15 protein-coding genes, 1 other RNA gene and 2 pseudogenes are annotated in these 18,247 nt (G+C 37.1%); 12 read left to right on the forward strand and 6 right to left on the reverse strand.

The window, feature by feature from the left end; all coding sequences use genetic code 11:
* Window positions 1-114 precede the first annotated feature (114 nt).
* The 3 genes and pseudogenes from glaH (at window position 115) to AKG34_RS29625 (ending at window position 1,876) form a co-directional block, all read left to right on the forward strand.
* Entirely contained in the window at window positions 115-1,053 is a 939-nt protein-coding gene (gene glaH / locus AKG34_RS10630; protein WP_053346057.1) for a glutarate dioxygenase GlaH, read from the forward strand.
* 173 nt (window positions 1,054-1,226) lie between these two features.
* A pseudogene (locus AKG34_RS10635) lies at window positions 1,227-1,703 on the forward strand (FAD-dependent oxidoreductase); the annotation flags it as partial.
* 41 nt (window positions 1,704-1,744) lie between these two features.
* On the forward strand, window positions 1,745-1,876 hold the full coding sequence (locus tag AKG34_RS29625) for an IS3 family transposase (RefSeq protein WP_083450750.1): 132 nt from the start codon (window positions 1,745-1,747) through the stop codon (window positions 1,874-1,876).
* 171 nt (window positions 1,877-2,047) lie between these two features.
* On the opposite strand, the gene AKG34_RS10640 is transcribed toward AKG34_RS29625, so the two are convergent.
* On the reverse strand, window positions 2,048-3,166 hold the full coding sequence (locus tag AKG34_RS10640) for an NAD(P)/FAD-dependent oxidoreductase (protein ID WP_053346058.1): 1,119 nt from the start codon (window positions 3,164-3,166) through the stop codon (window positions 2,048-2,050).
* 175 nt (window positions 3,167-3,341) lie between these two features.
* On the opposite strand from AKG34_RS10640, the gene AKG34_RS10645 reads away from it, so the two are divergent.
* On the forward strand, window positions 3,342-3,935 hold the full coding sequence (locus AKG34_RS10645) for a hypothetical protein (protein ID WP_053346059.1): 594 nt from the start codon (window positions 3,342-3,344) through the stop codon (window positions 3,933-3,935).
* A gap of 147 nt (window positions 3,936-4,082) precedes the next feature.
* Here the strand turns inward: AKG34_RS10645 and AKG34_RS10650 are convergent.
* Window positions 4,083-5,197, reverse strand: a pseudogene (locus AKG34_RS10650) (transposase).
* 699 nt (window positions 5,198-5,896) lie between these two features.
* On the opposite strand from AKG34_RS10650, the gene AKG34_RS10655 reads away from it, so the two are divergent.
* The gene (locus tag AKG34_RS10655; protein ID WP_053346060.1) at window positions 5,897-6,835 is read left to right on the forward strand and encodes an MBL fold metallo-hydrolase; all 939 of its coding nucleotides are present in this window, start codon (window positions 5,897-5,899) and stop codon (window positions 6,833-6,835) included.
* A 552-nt stretch (window positions 6,836-7,387) separates the two neighbouring features.
* Here the strand turns inward: AKG34_RS10655 and AKG34_RS10660 are convergent.
* Window positions 7,388-8,995, reverse strand: a complete 1,608-nt coding sequence (locus tag AKG34_RS10660) for an FMN-binding glutamate synthase family protein (RefSeq protein WP_053346061.1) — start codon at window positions 8,993-8,995, stop codon at window positions 7,388-7,390.
* Between the two features lie 141 nt (window positions 8,996-9,136).
* Window positions 9,137-10,231, reverse strand: coding sequence for a CdaR family transcriptional regulator (locus tag AKG34_RS10665; RefSeq protein ID WP_053346062.1), 1,095 nt, complete (start codon window positions 10,229-10,231; stop codon window positions 9,137-9,139).
* A 312-nt stretch (window positions 10,232-10,543) separates the two neighbouring features.
* On the opposite strand from AKG34_RS10665, the gene AKG34_RS10670 reads away from it, so the two are divergent.
* The 4 genes from AKG34_RS10670 to AKG34_RS10685 all read left to right on the forward strand — a co-directional run bounded on the left by AKG34_RS10670 (window position 10,544) and on the right by AKG34_RS10685 (window position 14,558).
* A complete protein-coding gene (locus tag AKG34_RS10670; protein ID WP_053346063.1) occupies window positions 10,544-11,683 on the forward strand; it encodes a glycerate kinase in 1,140 nt (379 codons plus the stop codon).
* 18 nt (window positions 11,684-11,701) lie between these two features.
* Window positions 11,702-13,048: a GntP family permease gene (locus AKG34_RS10675; RefSeq protein ID WP_053346064.1), complete on the forward strand. Its 1,347-nt coding sequence runs from the start codon at window positions 11,702-11,704 to the stop codon at window positions 13,046-13,048.
* Window positions 13,049-13,231: 183 nt separating this feature from the next.
* On the forward strand, window positions 13,232-13,579 hold the full coding sequence (locus tag AKG34_RS10680; RefSeq protein ID WP_053346065.1) for a PadR family transcriptional regulator: 348 nt from the start codon (window positions 13,232-13,234) through the stop codon (window positions 13,577-13,579).
* Window positions 13,566-14,558, forward strand: a complete 993-nt coding sequence (locus AKG34_RS10685; protein WP_053346066.1) for an HAAS signaling domain-containing protein — start codon at window positions 13,566-13,568, stop codon at window positions 14,556-14,558. Before AKG34_RS10680 ends, AKG34_RS10685 begins: the two co-directional genes overlap by 14 nt.
* Window positions 14,559-14,724: 166 nt before the next feature.
* Here the strand turns inward: AKG34_RS10685 and AKG34_RS10690 are convergent, their stop codons facing one another.
* Window positions 14,725-15,258 carry a DL-endopeptidase inhibitor IseA gene (locus AKG34_RS10690; protein ID WP_053346067.1) on the reverse strand — a complete coding sequence of 178 codons (534 nt, stop codon included), beginning with the start codon at window positions 15,256-15,258 and terminating at the stop codon, window positions 14,725-14,727.
* A 479-nt stretch (window positions 15,259-15,737) separates the two neighbouring features.
* On the opposite strand from AKG34_RS10690, the gene AKG34_RS10695 reads away from it, so the two are divergent.
* From AKG34_RS10695 to ssrS, 3 genes are all read left to right on the forward strand, one after another.
* On the forward strand, window positions 15,738-16,013 hold the full coding sequence (locus AKG34_RS10695) for an ArsR/SmtB family transcription factor (protein WP_236695008.1): 276 nt from the start codon (window positions 15,738-15,740) through the stop codon (window positions 16,011-16,013).
* Window positions 16,014-16,127: 114 nt separating this feature from the next.
* Window positions 16,128-16,625, forward strand: a complete 498-nt coding sequence (locus tag AKG34_RS10700; RefSeq protein ID WP_053346068.1) for an SRPBCC family protein — start codon at window positions 16,128-16,130, stop codon at window positions 16,623-16,625.
* Window positions 16,626-16,940: 315 nt separating this feature from the next.
* Window positions 16,941-17,127, forward strand: a non-coding RNA gene (gene ssrS / locus AKG34_RS26845) — 6S RNA.
* A 219-nt stretch (window positions 17,128-17,346) separates the two neighbouring features.
* Here ssrS and AKG34_RS10705 read toward each other — a convergent pair.
* Complete coding sequence (locus tag AKG34_RS10705) at window positions 17,347-17,889, reverse strand: ribonuclease H-like YkuK family protein (RefSeq protein ID WP_053346069.1); 543 nt, start codon at window positions 17,887-17,889, stop codon at window positions 17,347-17,349.
* Between the last annotated feature and the right edge of the window lie 358 nt (window positions 17,890-18,247).

Below are 18,247 nucleotides of genomic sequence, written 5' to 3' on the forward strand. Positions count from 1 at the left end.
TATAAGCCAGTTGTACAAGTAGAATCCTATTTTAGTAGGGAACTTGTGCGACTGGCTTTTTATATTTCCCGTTAACTCATTACCCTATTCTACAAATAACAGGAGGAATTATTCATGAGTATTGCAGAAAAAAAGAAAGCGAAGTTTGAAAAGAAAACTGAAAAATATGAGGTGAAAGTTCACCCGCAAACAGATCGTTTGTATCATATTGAAATCTCAAAAGAGGCAATTGCAAGTTTTTTAGAAGTAGTGTTAAAGGATAATCAATCTGTACAACATTTGGAATATACACCATACGCACGTCACATTGTCGCTTCATACCTATTGGATCAAGTAGGAGAAGAGTTTGGCGAAGTACTTCGGAGCATTGTTCATGATCGAGAGTCTGGCGGATTCACTCTTGGTTTAGAAGGTGTCACTGAAAATACTGATGAATATGTTATTTTCGCAACAGCGATTTCACATTTACTTGGAACACCAAACCATGATGCAATGTCTGGAAAGTACTATGCACGTTTTAGTGTACAAGATACAGATAGCAGCGATTCATATCTACGTCAGGCATATCGTTTATTTACTCTTCATACAGACGGTACCTTTGTAGATGAGCCGACAGACTGGTTGCTTATGATGAAGACGATCGAAGAAAATGCCCGCGGAGGCGAATCACGTTTATTACACCTTGATGATTGGAAGGAACTTGATAAGTACGTCAATCACCCATTATCAAATCAAAAATTTACGTATAAAGCCCCAAAAAGTAAAAATATTGATCAAGAAATTGAACGTTTAACTTTCTTTAATCATAATAACAAGCCGGGTGTTTGTTTTATCGATCAATTTGTTTATCCTGAGTCCATTGAACAAGCAAAATACCTACGTGATTTCTCTAAATCATTGGAAGCTGATGAAAGTGTAATTGAACTAGAACTTCCTGTTGGTGATTTGGTTGTCGTTAATAATATTTTTTGGCTTCACGGACGTGCTGCATTTGAAAAGGATCCAAACTTGAACCGAGAATTACTACGCCAGCGCGGACGTTTTAACCAATAAGTTTTACCTGTAAACCCTATCGTTTATCTCTATCCCCAAAAACCTTTTAAAGATAAATTCTTTTCCTGCCTTTCGGTTCGGAACGAGAATTTGTCTTTTTTTTCTCTGAATTCGAAACTGAAGTATGATTGCATACCAAAAAGAATGACCCTGGACAAATGATATGATCCCCTTTGGCTATAAAAAAAATAAGTGTGGATGAATTAAAGGAAATCGAACCACATGTAAACGGACTTGGTGCGATTCGCGTCCCACAAGCTGGTATTGTAAATTATCGTCAGGTCAGCGAAAAAATCGCCGATATTATCAAAGAATATGGCGGTGAGATTAAGCTAAATACAAAAGTAGAAAAAATTAACGAGGAATCAGATAGTGTAACGATCGAGACGAACAACGGTACCCTAAAAGCACGAATGGTAATTAATTGTGCTGGGTTGCACAGTGACCGTATTGCAGCAGCAGCGGGGTACAAAACTGATATGAAAATTGTGCCATTCCGTGGCGAGTATTTTAAGTTGATACCAGAAAAACGCTTTCTCGTTAACCATTTAATTTATCCTGTTCCAAATCCAAAATTTCCGTTTTTAGGGGTCCATTTTACTCGGATGATTAGCGGAGAAGTAGATGCTGGTCCAAATGCTGTGTTAAGTNGGAGAATTTCTTCAGCCACTTTAAATCGGAGTGTTTCTATATGAACTCCTTCCGAACCTCTGAAGAGGTTAGAGGTGCTGTAAGTATGTATATTCGATTCTATAACCATCATCGCTTCCAGAAAAAATTAAACAACCTGAGTCCATATCAATATAGAACTCAGGCTGCTTAATTGGTCTTTTTTATTTCTGTCTATTTGACAGGGGTCACTCCAAAAGGCCGGGGTCATTTAGTGGTAAATCAAAGATATTACTGTTGTCAATCGTCTATTTCTGGGGCACAGTTCTTATTCTTAATCTAAATTTGTTTCGTGTATTTATACATCGAGCGCTAATTCAAGAGGTTACATTCCTAGAGCACCCTTCACGTCATACTTTTCTAAATCGATGTCTATTTCTCTATCAAGTGCAAGATTTGCCAGTTGAGAGCCGATATAAGGGCCCATTGTTAGACCGGAAGCACCTAGCCCATTAGCAACTATGATACATTCCCAATCAGGTATGGGTCCAATTACTGGAAGAAAATCAGGAGTGAAGGGTCTGAACCCTACTCTTGCTTCGATAAACGTACTATCTGCCAAACCAGGAGCAGTATTTAATGCTTTATTAAAAACTTCCTGCAATCCTCCTGCGGTCATTCGATTATCGAATACTTCCATATTTTCATGTGTTGCCCCGGCTACAATTTTATTATCTTCGAAAGCCAACAAGTATTGGTCACTAGGCGGCATAACAACCGGCCAGTTATTTGTGTTTGTATCCGGCAACCCTAGATGAACAATTTGGGCTTTTTGAAAGCTGACTTGAAAATTGACTCCCAATGGTTCCAGTAATTGATGGGCCCATGCCCCTGCGCATACAATTACTTTATCGGCGGTAATGACCTCATCAGCAATTGTTACACCCGTTACCTGTGAATCGCTATATGTCAGAGCAGCCTCACCATACATAAGTTTCGCTCCGTTTTTTTGTGAAGCACGAAGTAATGAATCACGAAGTGCCCGTCCATCGACTCGTGCGGCTCCACTTATATGAACAGCAGCATATTCGCCGGACAGAGGCGGAAATAGGGCATTCGTTTCCTCAGAAGTGAGCAAAGTAATATCCCCTATCTCAGGTGCATCTTCTTTTCGTTTTGTCGCTCGTTTCTGCATGGCCAGCAGTTTTTCTTCATCCGTATGTAAGCTGATAGCCCCTACTTGGGCATAGCCAGTCTCTGTTTCCCCGTCCCGTTCAAGCTCTTCAATTAGATTGGGATAAAAACGCGCTCCATTTTTCGCAAGGTGATACCAATCTTTATTACGCCGTTGTGAAATCCATGGACACACAATGCCTGCCGCAGCGGCGGTGGCTTGTCCTCTATCTAGGCGATCAACAATGACAACATCGGCTCCCATTTTTACAAGCTGATAGGCCGTGGAGGCTCCTAAAATTCCTGCTCCCACTATAATGATTTTTTGCATGTTTAACATCTCATTTCTTTCATTTGTATAAAACCCTCTAGTATAACTATATCGAAGACGCCAAACGATTGCCACAACCGATATATTAATTGATTTTTCACATAGTTATTTTATCTATAATGAATATGCTATGATTGAAACGGATCATTTTGAAAAGATACTAGGAGGACATACCATGTTAAAAAAACAAATGGAAGCATACATATCAAAAACTTTAAGTGAAAACAAGCTGGAATTGTTTAAAGAAGAATTGGATTATGCAGAGAGACATAAGTTAATCCCTGACGATATTTCTATCGTAGAAAAAGAAAACACTTTCCGCTTTGCTGATGCTTATATTGAACGCAGTAATAAAGAAAGCGAAGAAATGATTTCTGAAGAAACTGCTGCATTTTTATCTCAACCAATTGAGTTTTTAAAAACAAATATAGAGGAATTCCTTTACTTTGAATCTTCATGGTTCGAACTAATCGGGGTTGAGGCACTTTCTTTGGAAGTTGATGATGTATTCAGTACGTATAACGCCATGTTCGGATTAAAATTTCAGAAAAAAATAGGAGATGCTATAAAAGCCTATTTAAATAAGGAGCTTCAAGGCGGTATCGGGTCATTCAGTTTGATGTTCAACCAAGGTGATGGGCTATGGGACGTGAATTTTGCCTTGAATCATGTTAAAGGATTTCGAGAAGACATGTCATTAGGAGAAGCTTTTAGTCTAATCTATAATTTTCTATTTATTCTTGTTGAAACAATCGAGGAAGATAAGTAAAGCGAAGAACCTCCATCATATAGTGATGGCGGTTCTTTCAGTTTGTAGACAAAAGGGGTCCAGAATGTTTTAATTCCGGACCCCTTTTGAAATTCCCTTTGAATTTTGCTCAAGATTAAGAGATTGGGCCTCTACGAGCCCACTTTATTAAGCCATTCTTGGACCTTGCCATGTCCAATTGGCTATCTTCTTTAAATTCATGGCAGCGAATGTAAGCATCGCCTGCATCGACAATTTTTTAAGTCCCCTTAAAGTAGTCCAACGCATACCATGCTTTTCTTTTGCATCTGCGAATACACGCTCTATTGTTTCTTTGCGTTTCGCATATATAGGTTTTACATCCTTGTGATGACGCAGATGATCTGCTTCTTCCATATAATTTTGTCAGATATGGCGTGTCACCACTTTTTGATGGTCTTTGCTTACTGTACACTGTGATAAAAATGAGCATGTCGCACAAGTGTGTTTGGGTGATTTTTACTCGCGATAGCCCTCTTTATTTGTTGTAAGTACTTTAAAATCTCGCCCGATGGGCAGAGATAACAATTAAAATGTTCATCGTAAACATAGTCATGCTTGCGAAAGAACCCTTCTTTTGTTCGTTCATCTTTTACATAGTAGCCACTCTCAGGGTCAGTTGTACTTTCTTTAATTTCTTTGTTTTCTTCTTTATCAAATTTATCCGGTGGAAAAGGCTTCTTTCCATTGTTTTCACGATCTTGATTTATTTCTTCTTGAAGGCGTCCTTGATATGCTCGTGTTTCCTTACGAACGATTTTCTTTTCGAATTTTCGCTTATTCGCACTGGCTTTCACATGTGTTGAATCAACGAATACGTGCTCTGCACTTATTAACTTTCTTTCTGAAGCTGTCATTAAGATACGATAAAAAATCTGTTCAAACAGGTCTGTATCTTTAAAGCGACGCTCATAATTTTTCCCGAACGTTGAGAAGTGAGGTACTTTATCATGGAAACCGTAACCTAAAAACCAACGGTAAGCCATATTCGTTTCAACTTCTTCAATCGTTTTACGCATCGAACGAATACCGAAGGTATATTGAATGAATGTCAATTTAACTAAAATAACTGGATCAATACTTGGGCGGCCTATCTCTGAATACATCTCTTTCACCAAGTCATAAATGAAAGTGAAGTCAATGGCCCCCTCAATTTTACGAACCAAATGGTTCGCTGGCACCAGTTGATCCAAAGTAATCATTTCAAGTTGATCTCGCTGAATAGAATTATGTTTCGAAAGCATCGTCATCACCTCAAGTTTTAATACTCCTATATTAAAACAAAAAAGACTGTAGGCAAAAGTGTTTATTTCTAATTGTTAAAACAAAGTTGATTGGAACGGAAGGTGCGAGACTCCTGCGGGAAAAGCGTGTCCAAGGGAGACCCCACAGGCGCAAAGGCGCCGAGGAGGCTCCCTGACCGCCCGCGGAAAGCGAGTGCCTGGAGTGGAAATCAACGTTCGAATTTTTACAAACCCTCAAAAAAACTGTAGACAAACTCGATTTTCATCGAGTTTGTCTACAGTCTGGAAGAACTGCCATCATATAATGATGGCGGTTCTTTTTCATTAAGTTAACTAGTAGTGATTAAAATGGAATAAGCAAGATAAATGACCTCTCTAATAGAATAATTTCTACAAGAATTGAATTTGATTTAAGATTATCGTGGTGCTTTATACAGCAACTCAACTATTTAAAGAAAATAATAATTTGATTTTTATAACATTATCGATAAATCCAAGGATATTGATTAGAGGAACATCAGAGTACGCGTCGAATTAATAAATTATATACTTTATTTAATAGTTACTTCTATTAAATTGCTTGAAAAGTTTGATAACCAAACAATCTCCCTTAAAAGGTATCGCGTAATTACTCGGCGATAAATAACGGGATTGGAATTCGAGAAGATAATCGATACTAAATTGGAAGGAGAATTAGACTTGCTGAATGAATTGGAAGTTACTCAAGTTACCATTCCATTGCCTTTTAGATTGGACCACGTTCATTGTTTTCTAGCAGAAGGTGAAAAAGGGTGGACAATTATTGATACAGGATTGAACAACAAAGTAACAAGGGAAATATGGAATCCCATAATTGAAAAACATGATGTTAATGATATCGTACTTACTCATTATCATCCAGATCATTTCGGCTATGCTGGAACTTTACAAGCATTAACAGGTGCAGATGTTTGGATGACACAAGTGGATGAATTGGCGGGGACGACATATTGGGAACCTGGTTCACTACAAGTCCTTAAAGGCAATTATGATGCATGCGGTATTATAGATGATAAAGCATCTGCCTTGTCCAGTGATGAAATTAGCTTTATCACACAGGTAAAACCCTATCCTACTGTGAATCATCACCTTGAAGAAGGGATGAAAATATGTTTTGGCAAGTACGAATATGAAGTGATTTTGACACCTGGACATTCAGATGGGCTAATTACCTTATATAATAAGGAAAATAGTGTCCTTTTCTCAACAGATCATATTTTACCTAGGATTTCACCAAATATCTCTTATTGGTTTCGAGGCATCAACAATCCATTAGAATCGTTTTTTACTTCATTGAAAAAAATACAAAAGCTGGACGTTGAATATGTCATTCCTTCACATGGAACACCTTTTAAAAATGCCAATAAAAGAATTGTGGAATTATTGGATCACCATCAAGATCGATTAAATGAAGTTTATGAAAACATGAAAGAGCCGATAACCGTAAATACCGCGTGCAATGTCCTTTTTAAAAATTTATCAATCCACGAATCACGGTTTGCGGTGGGTGAAACATTGGCACACCTTGAATACCTCTATTCAAACGACCAATGCAGTAAATTCAAAAGTGAAGGCATATGGTATTATCAATCCATTTAATTTTTCTTCCTAGTTTTGATTTAAAAATTTAATTTAGTTTATACAAGCTCATACACATGAGCTTTCAGACTGTAGACAAACACGATGAAATTCGAGTTTGTCTACAGTTTTTTTGAAGGGTTGTAAAAATTCGAACGTTGATTGGAACGTAGGGCACTCGCTTTCCGCGGGCGGTCAGGGAGCCTCCTCGGCACCTTTGCGCCTGTGGGGTCTCCCTTGGACACGCTTTTCCCGCAGGAGTCTCGAACCTTTCGTTCCAATCAACTTTGTTTTAACAATTAGAAATAAACACTTTTGCCTACAGTCTTTTTTGTTTTAATATAGGAGTATTAAAACTTGAGGTGATGACAATGCTTTCGAAACATAATTCTATTCAGCGAGATCAACTTTCAATGATTACTTTGGCTCAACTGGTGCCACCATTTGGTTCGTAAAATTGAGGGGGCCATTGACTTCACTTTCATTTCTTTTCGTATCGAAGGAAATAGAAGAGGGGTCTCCGACAAACAACCGCCTATCAACAAAATAGGCGGTTGTTTAGTACTTTTACAACTATTTACTTACTCTTATTTGTCCCTTTACTTCATTTAGAATATTTTCAAGGGACGTGACGATTCCTTTGTCGTCCTTATAGCTAATATGCATTGGCTGGAAACGAACGGGAGAATCTAAACCAGCGGCTGCTGATATTCGGAATAGTCCTTTTCTTAGGGTAACGAGAAAATTTACGACCCGGTATTTCTTTTCATCAATGACAAGTGCCTGTTGCAATTCTGGATCAGTCGTTGCAACTCCGACAGGACAAGCATTGGATTGACATTTCATAGTCTGTATACACCCGATTGAAATCATGAAACCACGGGCTATATTGACAAGATCAGCTCCCATAGCTAAAGCGATGGCAATTCGGTCAGGAGTAAACAGCTTACCAGAGGCAATGATTTTTACCTGATCTCGGACGCCATATTTTTCAAGTGTTGAAACTAGGATTGGTAAAGCTGATTTGATAGGCAACCCTACGCTATCAATCAATTCTTGATAAGAAGCACCTGTGCCTCCTTCTCCGCCATCCAATGTTATGAAATCTGGACCTTTTCCAGTATCTCTCATATATTTGGCAAGTTTTTCAACACTATCATTTCCACCGATGACCATCTTAATACCAACCGGTATGCCTGTATGGTTTCGGATTTTTTCAATAAAGTCACACATTGATTCTACATCATGAAATTGATGAAATCGATTCGGACTATCGATTGATTTGTATGCCTCAACCTTTCGAATCTCTGCAATTTCAGGATTTACTTTTTCAGCATCGATATGACCTCCGCGAGTTTTTGCCCCTTGAGCTAATTTAACCTCAAATGCTTTGATTTCTGGAATTTCACTTTTTCTTTTTAACTCATCCCAATCCATTTCGCCGATACTATCTCGAACTCCAAACATGGCTGGTCCGATTTGCATAATAATATCGACCCCTCCTATTAAATGATAAGGGGAAAGGCCACCTTCTCCTGTATTCATCCATGTGCCTTTTGCTAAAGCTAATCCTTCAGACAGAGCAGTGATAGCATTCTTCCCCAATGATCCATAACTCATAGCAGACATCCCGATAAGTCCTTTTAATTTAAAGGGGTTTTTTGTGTTCGGACCAATAATCACAGCATCCTCATCATCCAATAAATAGGCAGAGGATTCTTCATCTCCCCAAGTTTCTTCTCGTTGTGAGAAAAGCGGATCCTTCATAAGGACGTATCTTTTAGTCATCACTTTTGTTTCTCGGTCGTATTTTTCTTCTTCAGCCAATTTTGGGAACATACTATTCCTTACAAAGAATCCTTCTTCATCGAAATCCCGTTTTGAACCAAAACCAATGACATCCCGTAAATATTTTGAGCTTTTTACCATGTGTTCATAGTCATCTCGAGAAAAAGGTTTTCCCTCATTATCACTGTTAAACCAGTATTGACGCATTTCAGGACCTATCTTTTCTAAAAAGTAACGAACCCTTCCAAGCACTGGATAATTCCTTAGAATCGCATGATGTTTCTGCCTACGATCAAAGAAAATCATATAGATTAATAAAAGAACTATTACAATGAAAATTAAGAAAATAATAGAAAATCCAAGAATAATTAAAATATTTGCGATGCTATTCATCCTAGCCCTCCTGTATGCAAAGAATCATGTATTGTTAATCTACTCGGTACTTCGATTATTTATACAAAAATTCACTCCAGACTTTTAAACAGGAAAGGAACATAATTAGATTGAAGGTACAACTTTATCACTCAATAAAAATCAAACTTTCCGCTGCATTTGTTTGACCCAAATGGCTAACTGTAAGGTTATTGCATCATTTAGCTCCTGAGGGTTATAACCAGTGATTTCCTTTATTTTTTTGATTCTGTAAATAAGAGAATTACGGTGAATGTACATACTTTTTGCACATTCGCCGATATTTAAGTTACTAAGGAAAAATTGTTGGAGTGTTTCAATCAGTTTTTCAGATAAGCTGCCCAATATTCTTTCTTGAAATTGTTGTTTCGTTCGATCATCTATTCTGTCCAAAAGGGCTTTGGTTTCCACTTCTGTATATGTAGTTAAAGACTGATTGTCGTCGCCGAGTAACAGGGCTGATTCGGCTTCGTGGAATGAGTGACATATATATAATTCGGATTCCGCCAATGAACCCATCCCAACCCGCAAAGAAAATCTTTTTGCGATTAATTGATGGATAGCTGTATTCATTTTTTGCTTCATTAAATTTTCAGAAAGGGTAGAAGTTAGTATGAAAACTCGATTAACGTTTAAGAATCCAATAAGAGTGTGTTGTATATCGAAAACATTTTCTAATAGTTGAATCACCTCATTCTTTTTTAACGGATTCAATTTTATTTCCAAAATACCTACTTGAAAAGGAGGTTCTAATTTCATTCCAATCAAGTTGAGTCGCTGATCTATTGAATTTTGATTAATCGTTTCCTTAAGTAAATCTTCAAAAACGAGTTCCTTCAAATGCTGTTTCCACTCGAGTTGTTCTGCCATAAATGATTGATTAAGCATCATTTCTGTAATCATTTTCACTAATTCTCCAAACTCCTTGAGTTCTGCGGGGTCTCCTGTGATCCCTATAACACCAATAATTACTTTCTGGAACTCTATGGGTAAATTAATACCAGGAAGTACGCCCAGCCAATGATGGCGATCCTGTTCATGAATAATTAAAGGTTTACCGGTTTTAAGTACCTCTATTGCTCCAAAATGCGCTTGGTTAATACGATCAGGATTCCCTGAAGCTATAATGGTTCCTTTCTCATCCATAATATTGATATTTCGATTGAGTCTGATAGTAGTTTGTTTAACAATTTTCCTTGCCATTTCTTGAGTTAGCATATAAATCATCCTTAAATAGTTTTTTAGGTAGTTTTACTGCTGAGATAGAATAAGTGTAGCTATTTTTATTAACTAACCTTTTAATTTTTATATAAGTGTTTTAAGGTAATACTCGAACCCACTCTAATACTAGTAGTTTATTAAATTTAGATATTAATGAAAAAAGCAAACATAGGATAATTATTTCTATGTAGTATAGCCAAAAAAACTAAATATGTCATACTAATTTTTTGTATAGCTTGAACGATGATTAAAATATTTCTGAATATTATAATAAAACTAATATTAAATTTATTCGTAGGGGGCCTGACCATGAAAATTGTTATTGCACCAGATTCCTTTAAAGGAAGCTTGACAGCACTAGAGGCTTCGCAAGCAATAGACCGGGGAGTCAAAAAGGTATTGCCAGCTGCAGAGACAGTACTAGTTCCCGTAGCGGATGGCGGCGAGGGTACAATGGATAGTCTTGTTGCTGCAACAAATGGTCGGAAAGTCGAAGTTACAGTAAAAGGACCATTACTTGATAGCGTGCAGGCTGCATATGGAATCTTGGGAGATCAGGAAACATGTGTGATTGAAATGGCAAGTGCATCAGGTTTATATCTAGTTGAGTCAGATAAACTGAACCCATTGATAGCCACTACATATGGAACTGGCGAGCTCATTCAAAAAGCATTGAATGATGGATGTCGAAAATTTATTTTAGGAATTGGTGGAAGCGCTACCAATGATGGCGGAGTGGGAATGCTCCAGGCTTTAGGAATGAAAATATTAGATTTAGAAGGGAAATCGGTTGGATTCGGAGGGGCGGAATTATCACGAATTGTGGAAATAAATACACAAGATTTTGATTCAAGAATAGCAGAATGTGAGTTTATAATCGCATCAGATGTTCAAAATCCATTGGTCGGACCTGATGGGGCCTCTTCTGTATTTGGTCCACAAAAAGGGGCAACACCAGTCATGGTGGATCTTCTCGATAAAGCTATATCAATTTGGGCTGATTTGGTAGAAACCAAGACAGGTATTAGCTTGCATAATAAAGCAGGGGCTGGTGCTGCAGGCGGAATTGGTGGTGCATTCCAAGCCTTTTTCTCTGCCGAAACGAAAAGAGGCGTCGATATCGTTATTGAATATACCAAACTTGGAGAAAAACTCCGTGGAGCTCATTGTGTCTTTACTGGTGAAGGACAAATCGATTACCAAACAGCATCAGGTAAAACACCCATGGGAGTGGCAGAAGAAGCGAAAAAGCAAGGCATTCCCGTATTTGTCTTAGCTGGTTCCATTGGAACAGGTATTGACGTTTTATATAATCATGGAATTACTAGCATTCATAGTCTTGTAAACGCTCCCATGACGTTACAAGAAGCTATGGAAAGAGGGGCTGAATTTTTAGAGGCTTCAGCTGAGCAAGTAATGCGCACTTTTTTAGCTTCTTTTAATAAATAAAAAATAGGGGGTTATCCTATGTTATTTATTGTTTTAGCCATCGGAGTTTTTTTGATTGTATTTGCAACAACCAAATTTAAGCTACATCCGTTCTTATCGCTTCTATTAGGAACCTTGTTTGTTGGGTTTGCTTCAGGAATGCCTCTAGAACAAATTGTAGAGAATATAAACGGGGGATTTGGTGGTTTGATGACAAGCATTGGGCTTGTCATCGTTTTTGGAACAATTATTGGAACTATTTTGGAAAAGGCAGGAGCAGCTTTACGAATGGCAGAGGTTGTACTGCGTATTGTCGGTCCAAAAAGACCGCAGCTAGCGATGAGTATGATTGGATTTATTGTATCCATACCTGTTTTTTGTGATTCTGGATTCGTAATTCTATCCAGCTTAAGAAAAGCCTTGGCAAAACGAGCAAAAGTGGCTGTTGCTTCAATGTCAGTTGCGCTTGCAACTGGCTTGTATGCAACACATACGCTTGTGCCGCCTACTCCCGGTCCAATTGCAGCAGCAGGAAATATAGGAGCAGATGGATATTTAGGAACTGTCATTTTAATAGGGCTTATTACCGCTATTCCTGCGGCACTTGCTGGATATTTATGGTCAATAAAAGTGGCCAGCAAAATAGAGGTAGAAGATGATCGAAATGATTTGGACTACGATTATGATGAGATTATTCGTTCATTTGGGAAAATGCCATCTGCTTTTCAATCCTTTTTACCAATTGTTTTACCAATCGTCCTAATTGGAGTTAGTTCGGTATTAAATCTGATTGGAACAGAAGGAAGTATCGCTTCATTTTTCATTTTCTTAGGCCAGCCCGTGATTGCATTGCTTGTAGGTGTTATCTCAGCACTCACCTTGCTACCAAAATATGATGAAGAAACGTTAACAAATTGGATTGCGACAGCCTTATTAGATGCAGCCCCAATTTTATTAATTACAGGAGCAGGCGGGGCTTTTGGAACAGTCATTAAAAATACAGGTATCGCGGACATCATTCAAGGTTGGGATCTTGGAAGCATCTTTAGTGGAGCTTTGTTCCTGTTAGTTCCATTCCTTATTGCAGCTGGTTTGAAAACAGCTCAGGGGTCATCCACAGCATCATTAGTCATTACATCATCATTGATTGCACCAATGCTACCAACACTAGGTATTGAGGGTGCTGTCCCACTTGCATTGGTTGTTATGGCTGTTGGAGCAGGTGCGATGACTGTTAGCCATGTAAACGATAGCTTCTTCTGGGTAGTCACCCAATTTAGTGGAATGAAAGTAACGGATGCCTACAAAGCACAAACGATGGCAACATTGCTACAGGGTGTAGTTACGATAATTACCACGATGATTTTATGGGTCATTCTTGTATGATTTTAATAACGAAATGCAGAGAGGCGTAAATCGCTTCTCTTTTTTGTGACTCTAAAATTTCCAAACACTTAATCCTTTTTCGGAAAATATTTACATTTTTTGTTGGTGTAGGAACTATAATAGTGTATGATACATAGTATAAAGTATAGTGTACGTCACATAGTATAGAGAAGAGGTGAGTGGGTGAGCACTTTATTGAATTCATTAACAACAGAACTTCGCAGAGGAACTTTGACGTTAGCAGTTCTAAGTCAGCTCAAAAAACCCCAATATGGTTATTCGCTTGTCCAACGATTAGAGAAATCGGGAATTACCATTGATCAAAGTACATTATATCCATTGCTTCGACGCCTGGAAAAACAAGAATTGGTGACTAGTAGTTGGGATACTACAGAGAGCAGACCGCGTAAGTATTATATTTTAAGCGATTATGGAAACAAAATTTTCATTCAACTAAAGAAGGAATGGGAAAAAACATCTCAGGAGCTTTATATTTTATTAAAAGGAGAGGAAGACGATGGAACTGATTGAACTTTATATTCAGGAAGTTACCCGCAGACTACCAGAGAAAAACCGAGAGGATATTGCGCTTGAGCTTCAGTCAACAATCGAAGATATGCTTCCAGACGATTATACCGAGCAAGACGTGAAGGAGGTCCTTTTAAAATTAGGAGATCCGGTTACACTGGCAAGTGGTTATCGTGATCGGCCAATGCACTTGATTGGACCACGTTATTATGATGTATATATCAGTCTATTAAAAATGATTTTACCAATCGCAGCCGTAATTTCCTTGATTGCACTTATAGGAGAAAATGTGTTTGGAGATATTGGTGAAAAAACGGTTATAGAAGTCGTTATCATGTTAATCGGAAAAGGGATAGCAGGGATCATCAGTACAGGTATCCAAGTGTTTTTTTGGTTAACGCTTTTATTTGCCATTTTAGAACGTACAGATACTTCAAAGGATCAGATGCCTTTAACAAAAAGTTTGAAACGATGGACTCCAGAGGATTTAAAACATATTCCGAACATTTCTAAGAAAAAAGTAATTCCTAAGATTGAGATTTTCGGAAGTTTGTTAGGTATTTCAATATTCGCTGCCGTTTATTTCAACGCAGCCAACCTCTTAGGAGTCTATGAAGGAAGAAATAACGGCCTCATTTTTGTGACACCCTCTTTTAATCAAGAGGTCTTGAATTCCTATTGGCCGCTGATTTTTTGCATCATTATCTTAGGCGTTATCTTGGCGATTTACAAGTTACTCGTAGGACAATGGACGCTAAAACTTGCCTTGTTCAATGCCATTTATCAGCTACTTTCCACTATAACTTTTATCATCATCATCAGTAATCCGAATTTATTCACTCACGAATTCATTACGTATATCTCGAATCTATTTTCTATCAATGAATGGAAAAGCTCGATTTACTGGGGAGTCATTCTAATCGATGTATTTTTTACAGTCTTGGAATCCTATAAAGGTTTTCGAAAAGCAAAAATTCGTTAATACACACTTGCTGTGCTTTTTTAGAAGTGAGGTTCCGCGCCATACACAAATATGAGCCTATATAAAGAATTTTCCATACAAACGGTAGTTCTCATAAAAAATACACCTCTTATCCAATATAGTTTTAACTATATTGGATAAGAGGTGTTTCATTTTTGCTATTTTCTTATTGAACTGCATCGAACTGATTTACTTTCCAAGTAGATCCTGACTTGAAAAAGGTAACAGTTCGGTTTACGGTGTCACCATCAACAGTAGGAACAATTAATTTATAAGATCTAACGTTTAGTTTTTGAGAGACCAATTTAATTTTTGCTTTCCGCCATTCTAACATGCTATCGCCGTCCCCTATAGGACGAGCTAATTTTCCTTTATACGTAATATATTTATACTTTGTCAGCCCTTTTTCTACTGCACTATTAGTAAATGTTTCAGTTAAGTATTTAACTAGCTTGTCTTTAGTATTAAATTCTTGGCAAAGGTAAGAATACTCTGTACCTTTATAATTAAATGTTTTTTGTGAACAGGATTGATTAGTGTATCCATGTAATGCATTCCAGAAATGATTGCTGGCTTTATCGGCTATCTTTAATGCATTTTTGTCAGATAAATTCTGTGATGTATTTTGTGCTGTAACTTCGGTACTCATTGTACAAAAAAGAATGATGATTGATAATAGCATACCTGAAAATTTTTTCATACTTTCTCTCCCCAATCTCTAATTAGGATAATTATGTAACAATAGCGCAATTAATATTACAATTGTTACATTTATATTACAACAAGATCGACATTAGTAAAAGAGAAATATTAGTAATTTCATAATATATTTTTTGTTTTTATTGGAGTATACATAATTTGTTCATATTATTTCTTTCAAAAGTAGCGTTTACCCTATCTACATTAAGAAAAGGGAATGATTTAAGAGTTGCAATCCAATTTAGCTTACAGCTAAGTATTTATTTATCATCCATCACTTATTCTATGAGGAACTTACATTATATAGAAGAGCTTCCGCTATATTAGGCAGTAATCGGAATAAATCGCTTTTCTTGTTGCCCTAACGTAAGCAAGATAGTGAAATAAAGAGTTGATGTTATACATTACACGAATCTGTTAAAAATAAAAGGCTTAACCAAATGGTTGAGTTATTTAGTTTTATCCATTATGTTCAACCATATGGTTGAACATAATAATGATAAACTAGATAATATTTTCCAAGCTTTTGCTGACCCAACTCGAAGAGAAATAGTTCGCCTTATTGCCTCTAATGACCGAACAGTTTCAGAACTGGCAGCACCTTTTGATATGTCTTTAGCAGCAATTTCTAAGCATATCAAAGTTTTAGAACGGGCGGTATTACTTAATAAGACAACGAAAGGGAGAACATATATATGTCGTCTAAATCCCGATTCGTTATCATCCACTATAGAATGGCTTCGTTTTTATAAGTGATTTTGGAACAGGTAGTTTGATGTTCTGGAACGTGAGCTAAATAAAGCCAAAAAGGAAGACATTAGATTGTTAGTACAATTTTATAATTAACTTTTTTAGGAAAGGTTGATAAAGATGGTTAATACATCAACAACAACACTTACTATGATTCGTCGTTTTGATGTCCCGGCGGAAAGAGTATTTGACGCTTGGCTGAACCCAGAATTGATGAGAAAATGGTTTTTTACAATGGAATCAACGAATAAAGTGGCAAACAATGAGCCTATTGTAGGTGGCACCTGGGAAATTGTCGACCATAGAGAAGGTAAAGATTACAGGGCAGTTGGTAAGTTCATAGAAGTTGACTCACCAAGTAAATTAGTTTTCACATTTAAAATGCCTCAATTCAGTGATACGGAGGACAGGATTACCGTTGAAATTAATCCTTTTGAAAATGGCTGCGAGATGACCTTCACACAATTGATTGTCGTTCCTCACGAAGAAGGTTGGACTGTGGAAGACATTGAAAAAGCACATGATGAATATAATAGTCAAACTGAACAAGGTTGGGGTTATATGTTTGAAGGGTTAAAACAATTAGTTGAAACTGGTAAAATTAATTATCCATCTTAAATTACATTCACACGAGCGTCTACTTTCGCTTTATAAGGTCGACCAGTAAAAATTACTGGTTTACCTTTTTTAATAGATTCTATTATATCAGTAGCCAGGGAAGGATATGAAAAAAATTTCGCCCTACCCTCATTACATAAACTTTTGAGACAGTGATCATTTAAGTTAGTAAATATGGGAATATACCGATATTTTGATTTACAAATGTTCAATTCATTCGTAGCTATTTTAGGTTGTATAGGGCTTTGCGGAATCTTTTTAGATAATGGTAATTATTTACATTGTGGAATGAGCGGAGTTTAGGTAATATAAGTATACAAGCTGCGCTGTTCGTAATGATTATTAAGTTTTAACCTTTAAGCTGTAATAGGGAGTTTTATATTGAAACAGGAATGTTATGCCTTGTCACTGACTTGGACAACAGGATTTTTTCTGCAAACACCCACTTTGAGGAGTGGTGGTTTAAAACTTTCTTACTGAATACGGCAATGGCGGCTTACATCTTTAAATGTTGAAACCGGTCTCGGTCTGAGGCCGGTTTTTTGCTGTTTTTTCACAATGTACTATAGGAATTGTATGTATCGCTTTGTAGTCTGAAGAATCGAACCGATAATATCGAACCCATATTGAACTAATATATTTATTTTCAACCGTCTTACTTTTTTTTGAAAAAAATGCCATAGTTTACAGCTTGGTACCTTACATGTTGTATTGGCAACATTTATTCTTGCTTTGTATACCGATTGGCATAACTTGAGGCAACGAAAGCATTGGGTTTAATTTTGGGTTCCACTCCCATGGATTCCATCCTAGCTACCATTTCTTTTACAAACTCACTTGTTTTGTTCCGTTTTCCAATCCCGATATCAATATGGCCCTCCATGATGAACGTTGCCCCTTGATATACAGCAGGCAGTACAATATCGATTAACTGATTTTTTCTTTCTTCCGTAAACATGGATACAATCTCCTCAGTTAACGACAATTCATGGGAAATACGTTCATGTAATTGGGTCATCCTTCTAGGAATCGTCACTTTTCTTATACAAGCCCACACACCATTCCCGACCTGCTGTATCACAATGCCTGTAATGAAAACCGTATGTTTTTTATGTACTTGAGAATCAGTACCGAACATCAATCGATAGTTACCAGATGGATTTAATTTCATGAACTCTACAATATGATCGAATACTTCTTCAAATGACATGTTTTTTTCCTGAAGATTTTGAAATGGAATGTTATGAATTGGATATTGCCTCATATTGTTGCCCCCAACCTTTCCCTGGTTATAATACTGATTGTTCCATATCTACTTCCCGCCAATAACACATCATATGAAGTAAGTTCTTGTTTCGTGCAGTGAGTAGAACCAACCCTCAAATGAAGATGTAGTCATCAATAAAAAGAAATGTAAGAAAGAGCTCTTATTAAGAGAGCAAAATCCTTAATGAAAAATCTATTTGAGAGATACCGATATGGACGAGAATGACCTTTGCTGATGAAGCTTATTAATAGATTGAATTGTTAACGGTTCGAAAATATATCCCAAACTAAACATATAGAAAGAGCATCCATTAGGAATTTTTTTCTGGATAGTCTTTTTTAGGACTATCCAGTTT

This window comes from Peribacillus butanolivorans, from assembly GCF_001273755.1.
Taxonomy (GTDB): domain Bacteria; phylum Bacillota; class Bacilli; order Bacillales; family DSM-1321; genus Peribacillus; species Peribacillus butanolivorans.

Coding starts and splice junctions, on each gene's coding strand:
- AKG34_RS10660 (WP_053346061.1), bottom strand. CDS start 8,995: ATGAATAGCATCGCAAATATTTTAATTATTCTTGGATTTTCTATTATT.
- AKG34_RS10665 (WP_053346062.1), bottom strand. CDS start 10,231: ATGCTAACTCAAGAAATGGCAAGGAAAATTGTTAAACAAACTACTATC.
- AKG34_RS10685 (WP_053346066.1), top strand. CDS start 13,566: ATGGAACTGATTGAACTTTATATTCAGGAAGTTACCCGCAGACTACCA.
- glaH (WP_053346057.1), top strand. CDS start 115: ATGAGTATTGCAGAAAAAAAGAAAGCGAAGTTTGAAAAGAAAACTGAA.
- AKG34_RS10705 (WP_053346069.1), bottom strand. CDS start 17,889: ATGAGGCAATATCCAATTCATAACATTCCATTTCAAAATCTTCAGGAA.
- AKG34_RS10645 (WP_053346059.1), top strand. CDS start 3,342: ATGTTAAAAAAACAAATGGAAGCATACATATCAAAAACTTTAAGTGAA.
- AKG34_RS29625 (WP_083450750.1), top strand. CDS start 1,745: ATGAACTCCTTCCGAACCTCTGAAGAGGTTAGAGGTGCTGTAAGTATG.
- AKG34_RS10675 (WP_053346064.1), top strand. CDS start 11,702: ATGTTATTTATTGTTTTAGCCATCGGAGTTTTTTTGATTGTATTTGCA.
- AKG34_RS10695 (WP_236695008.1), top strand. CDS start 15,738: ATGGTTGAACATAATAATGATAAACTAGATAATATTTTCCAAGCTTTT.
- AKG34_RS10700 (WP_053346068.1), top strand. CDS start 16,128: ATGGTTAATACATCAACAACAACACTTACTATGATTCGTCGTTTTGAT.
- AKG34_RS10670 (WP_053346063.1), top strand. CDS start 10,544: ATGAAAATTGTTATTGCACCAGATTCCTTTAAAGGAAGCTTGACAGCA.
- AKG34_RS10690 (WP_053346067.1), bottom strand. CDS start 15,258: ATGAAAAAATTTTCAGGTATGCTATTATCAATCATCATTCTTTTTTGT.
- AKG34_RS10640 (WP_053346058.1), bottom strand. CDS start 3,166: ATGCAAAAAATCATTATAGTGGGAGCAGGAATTTTAGGAGCCTCCACG.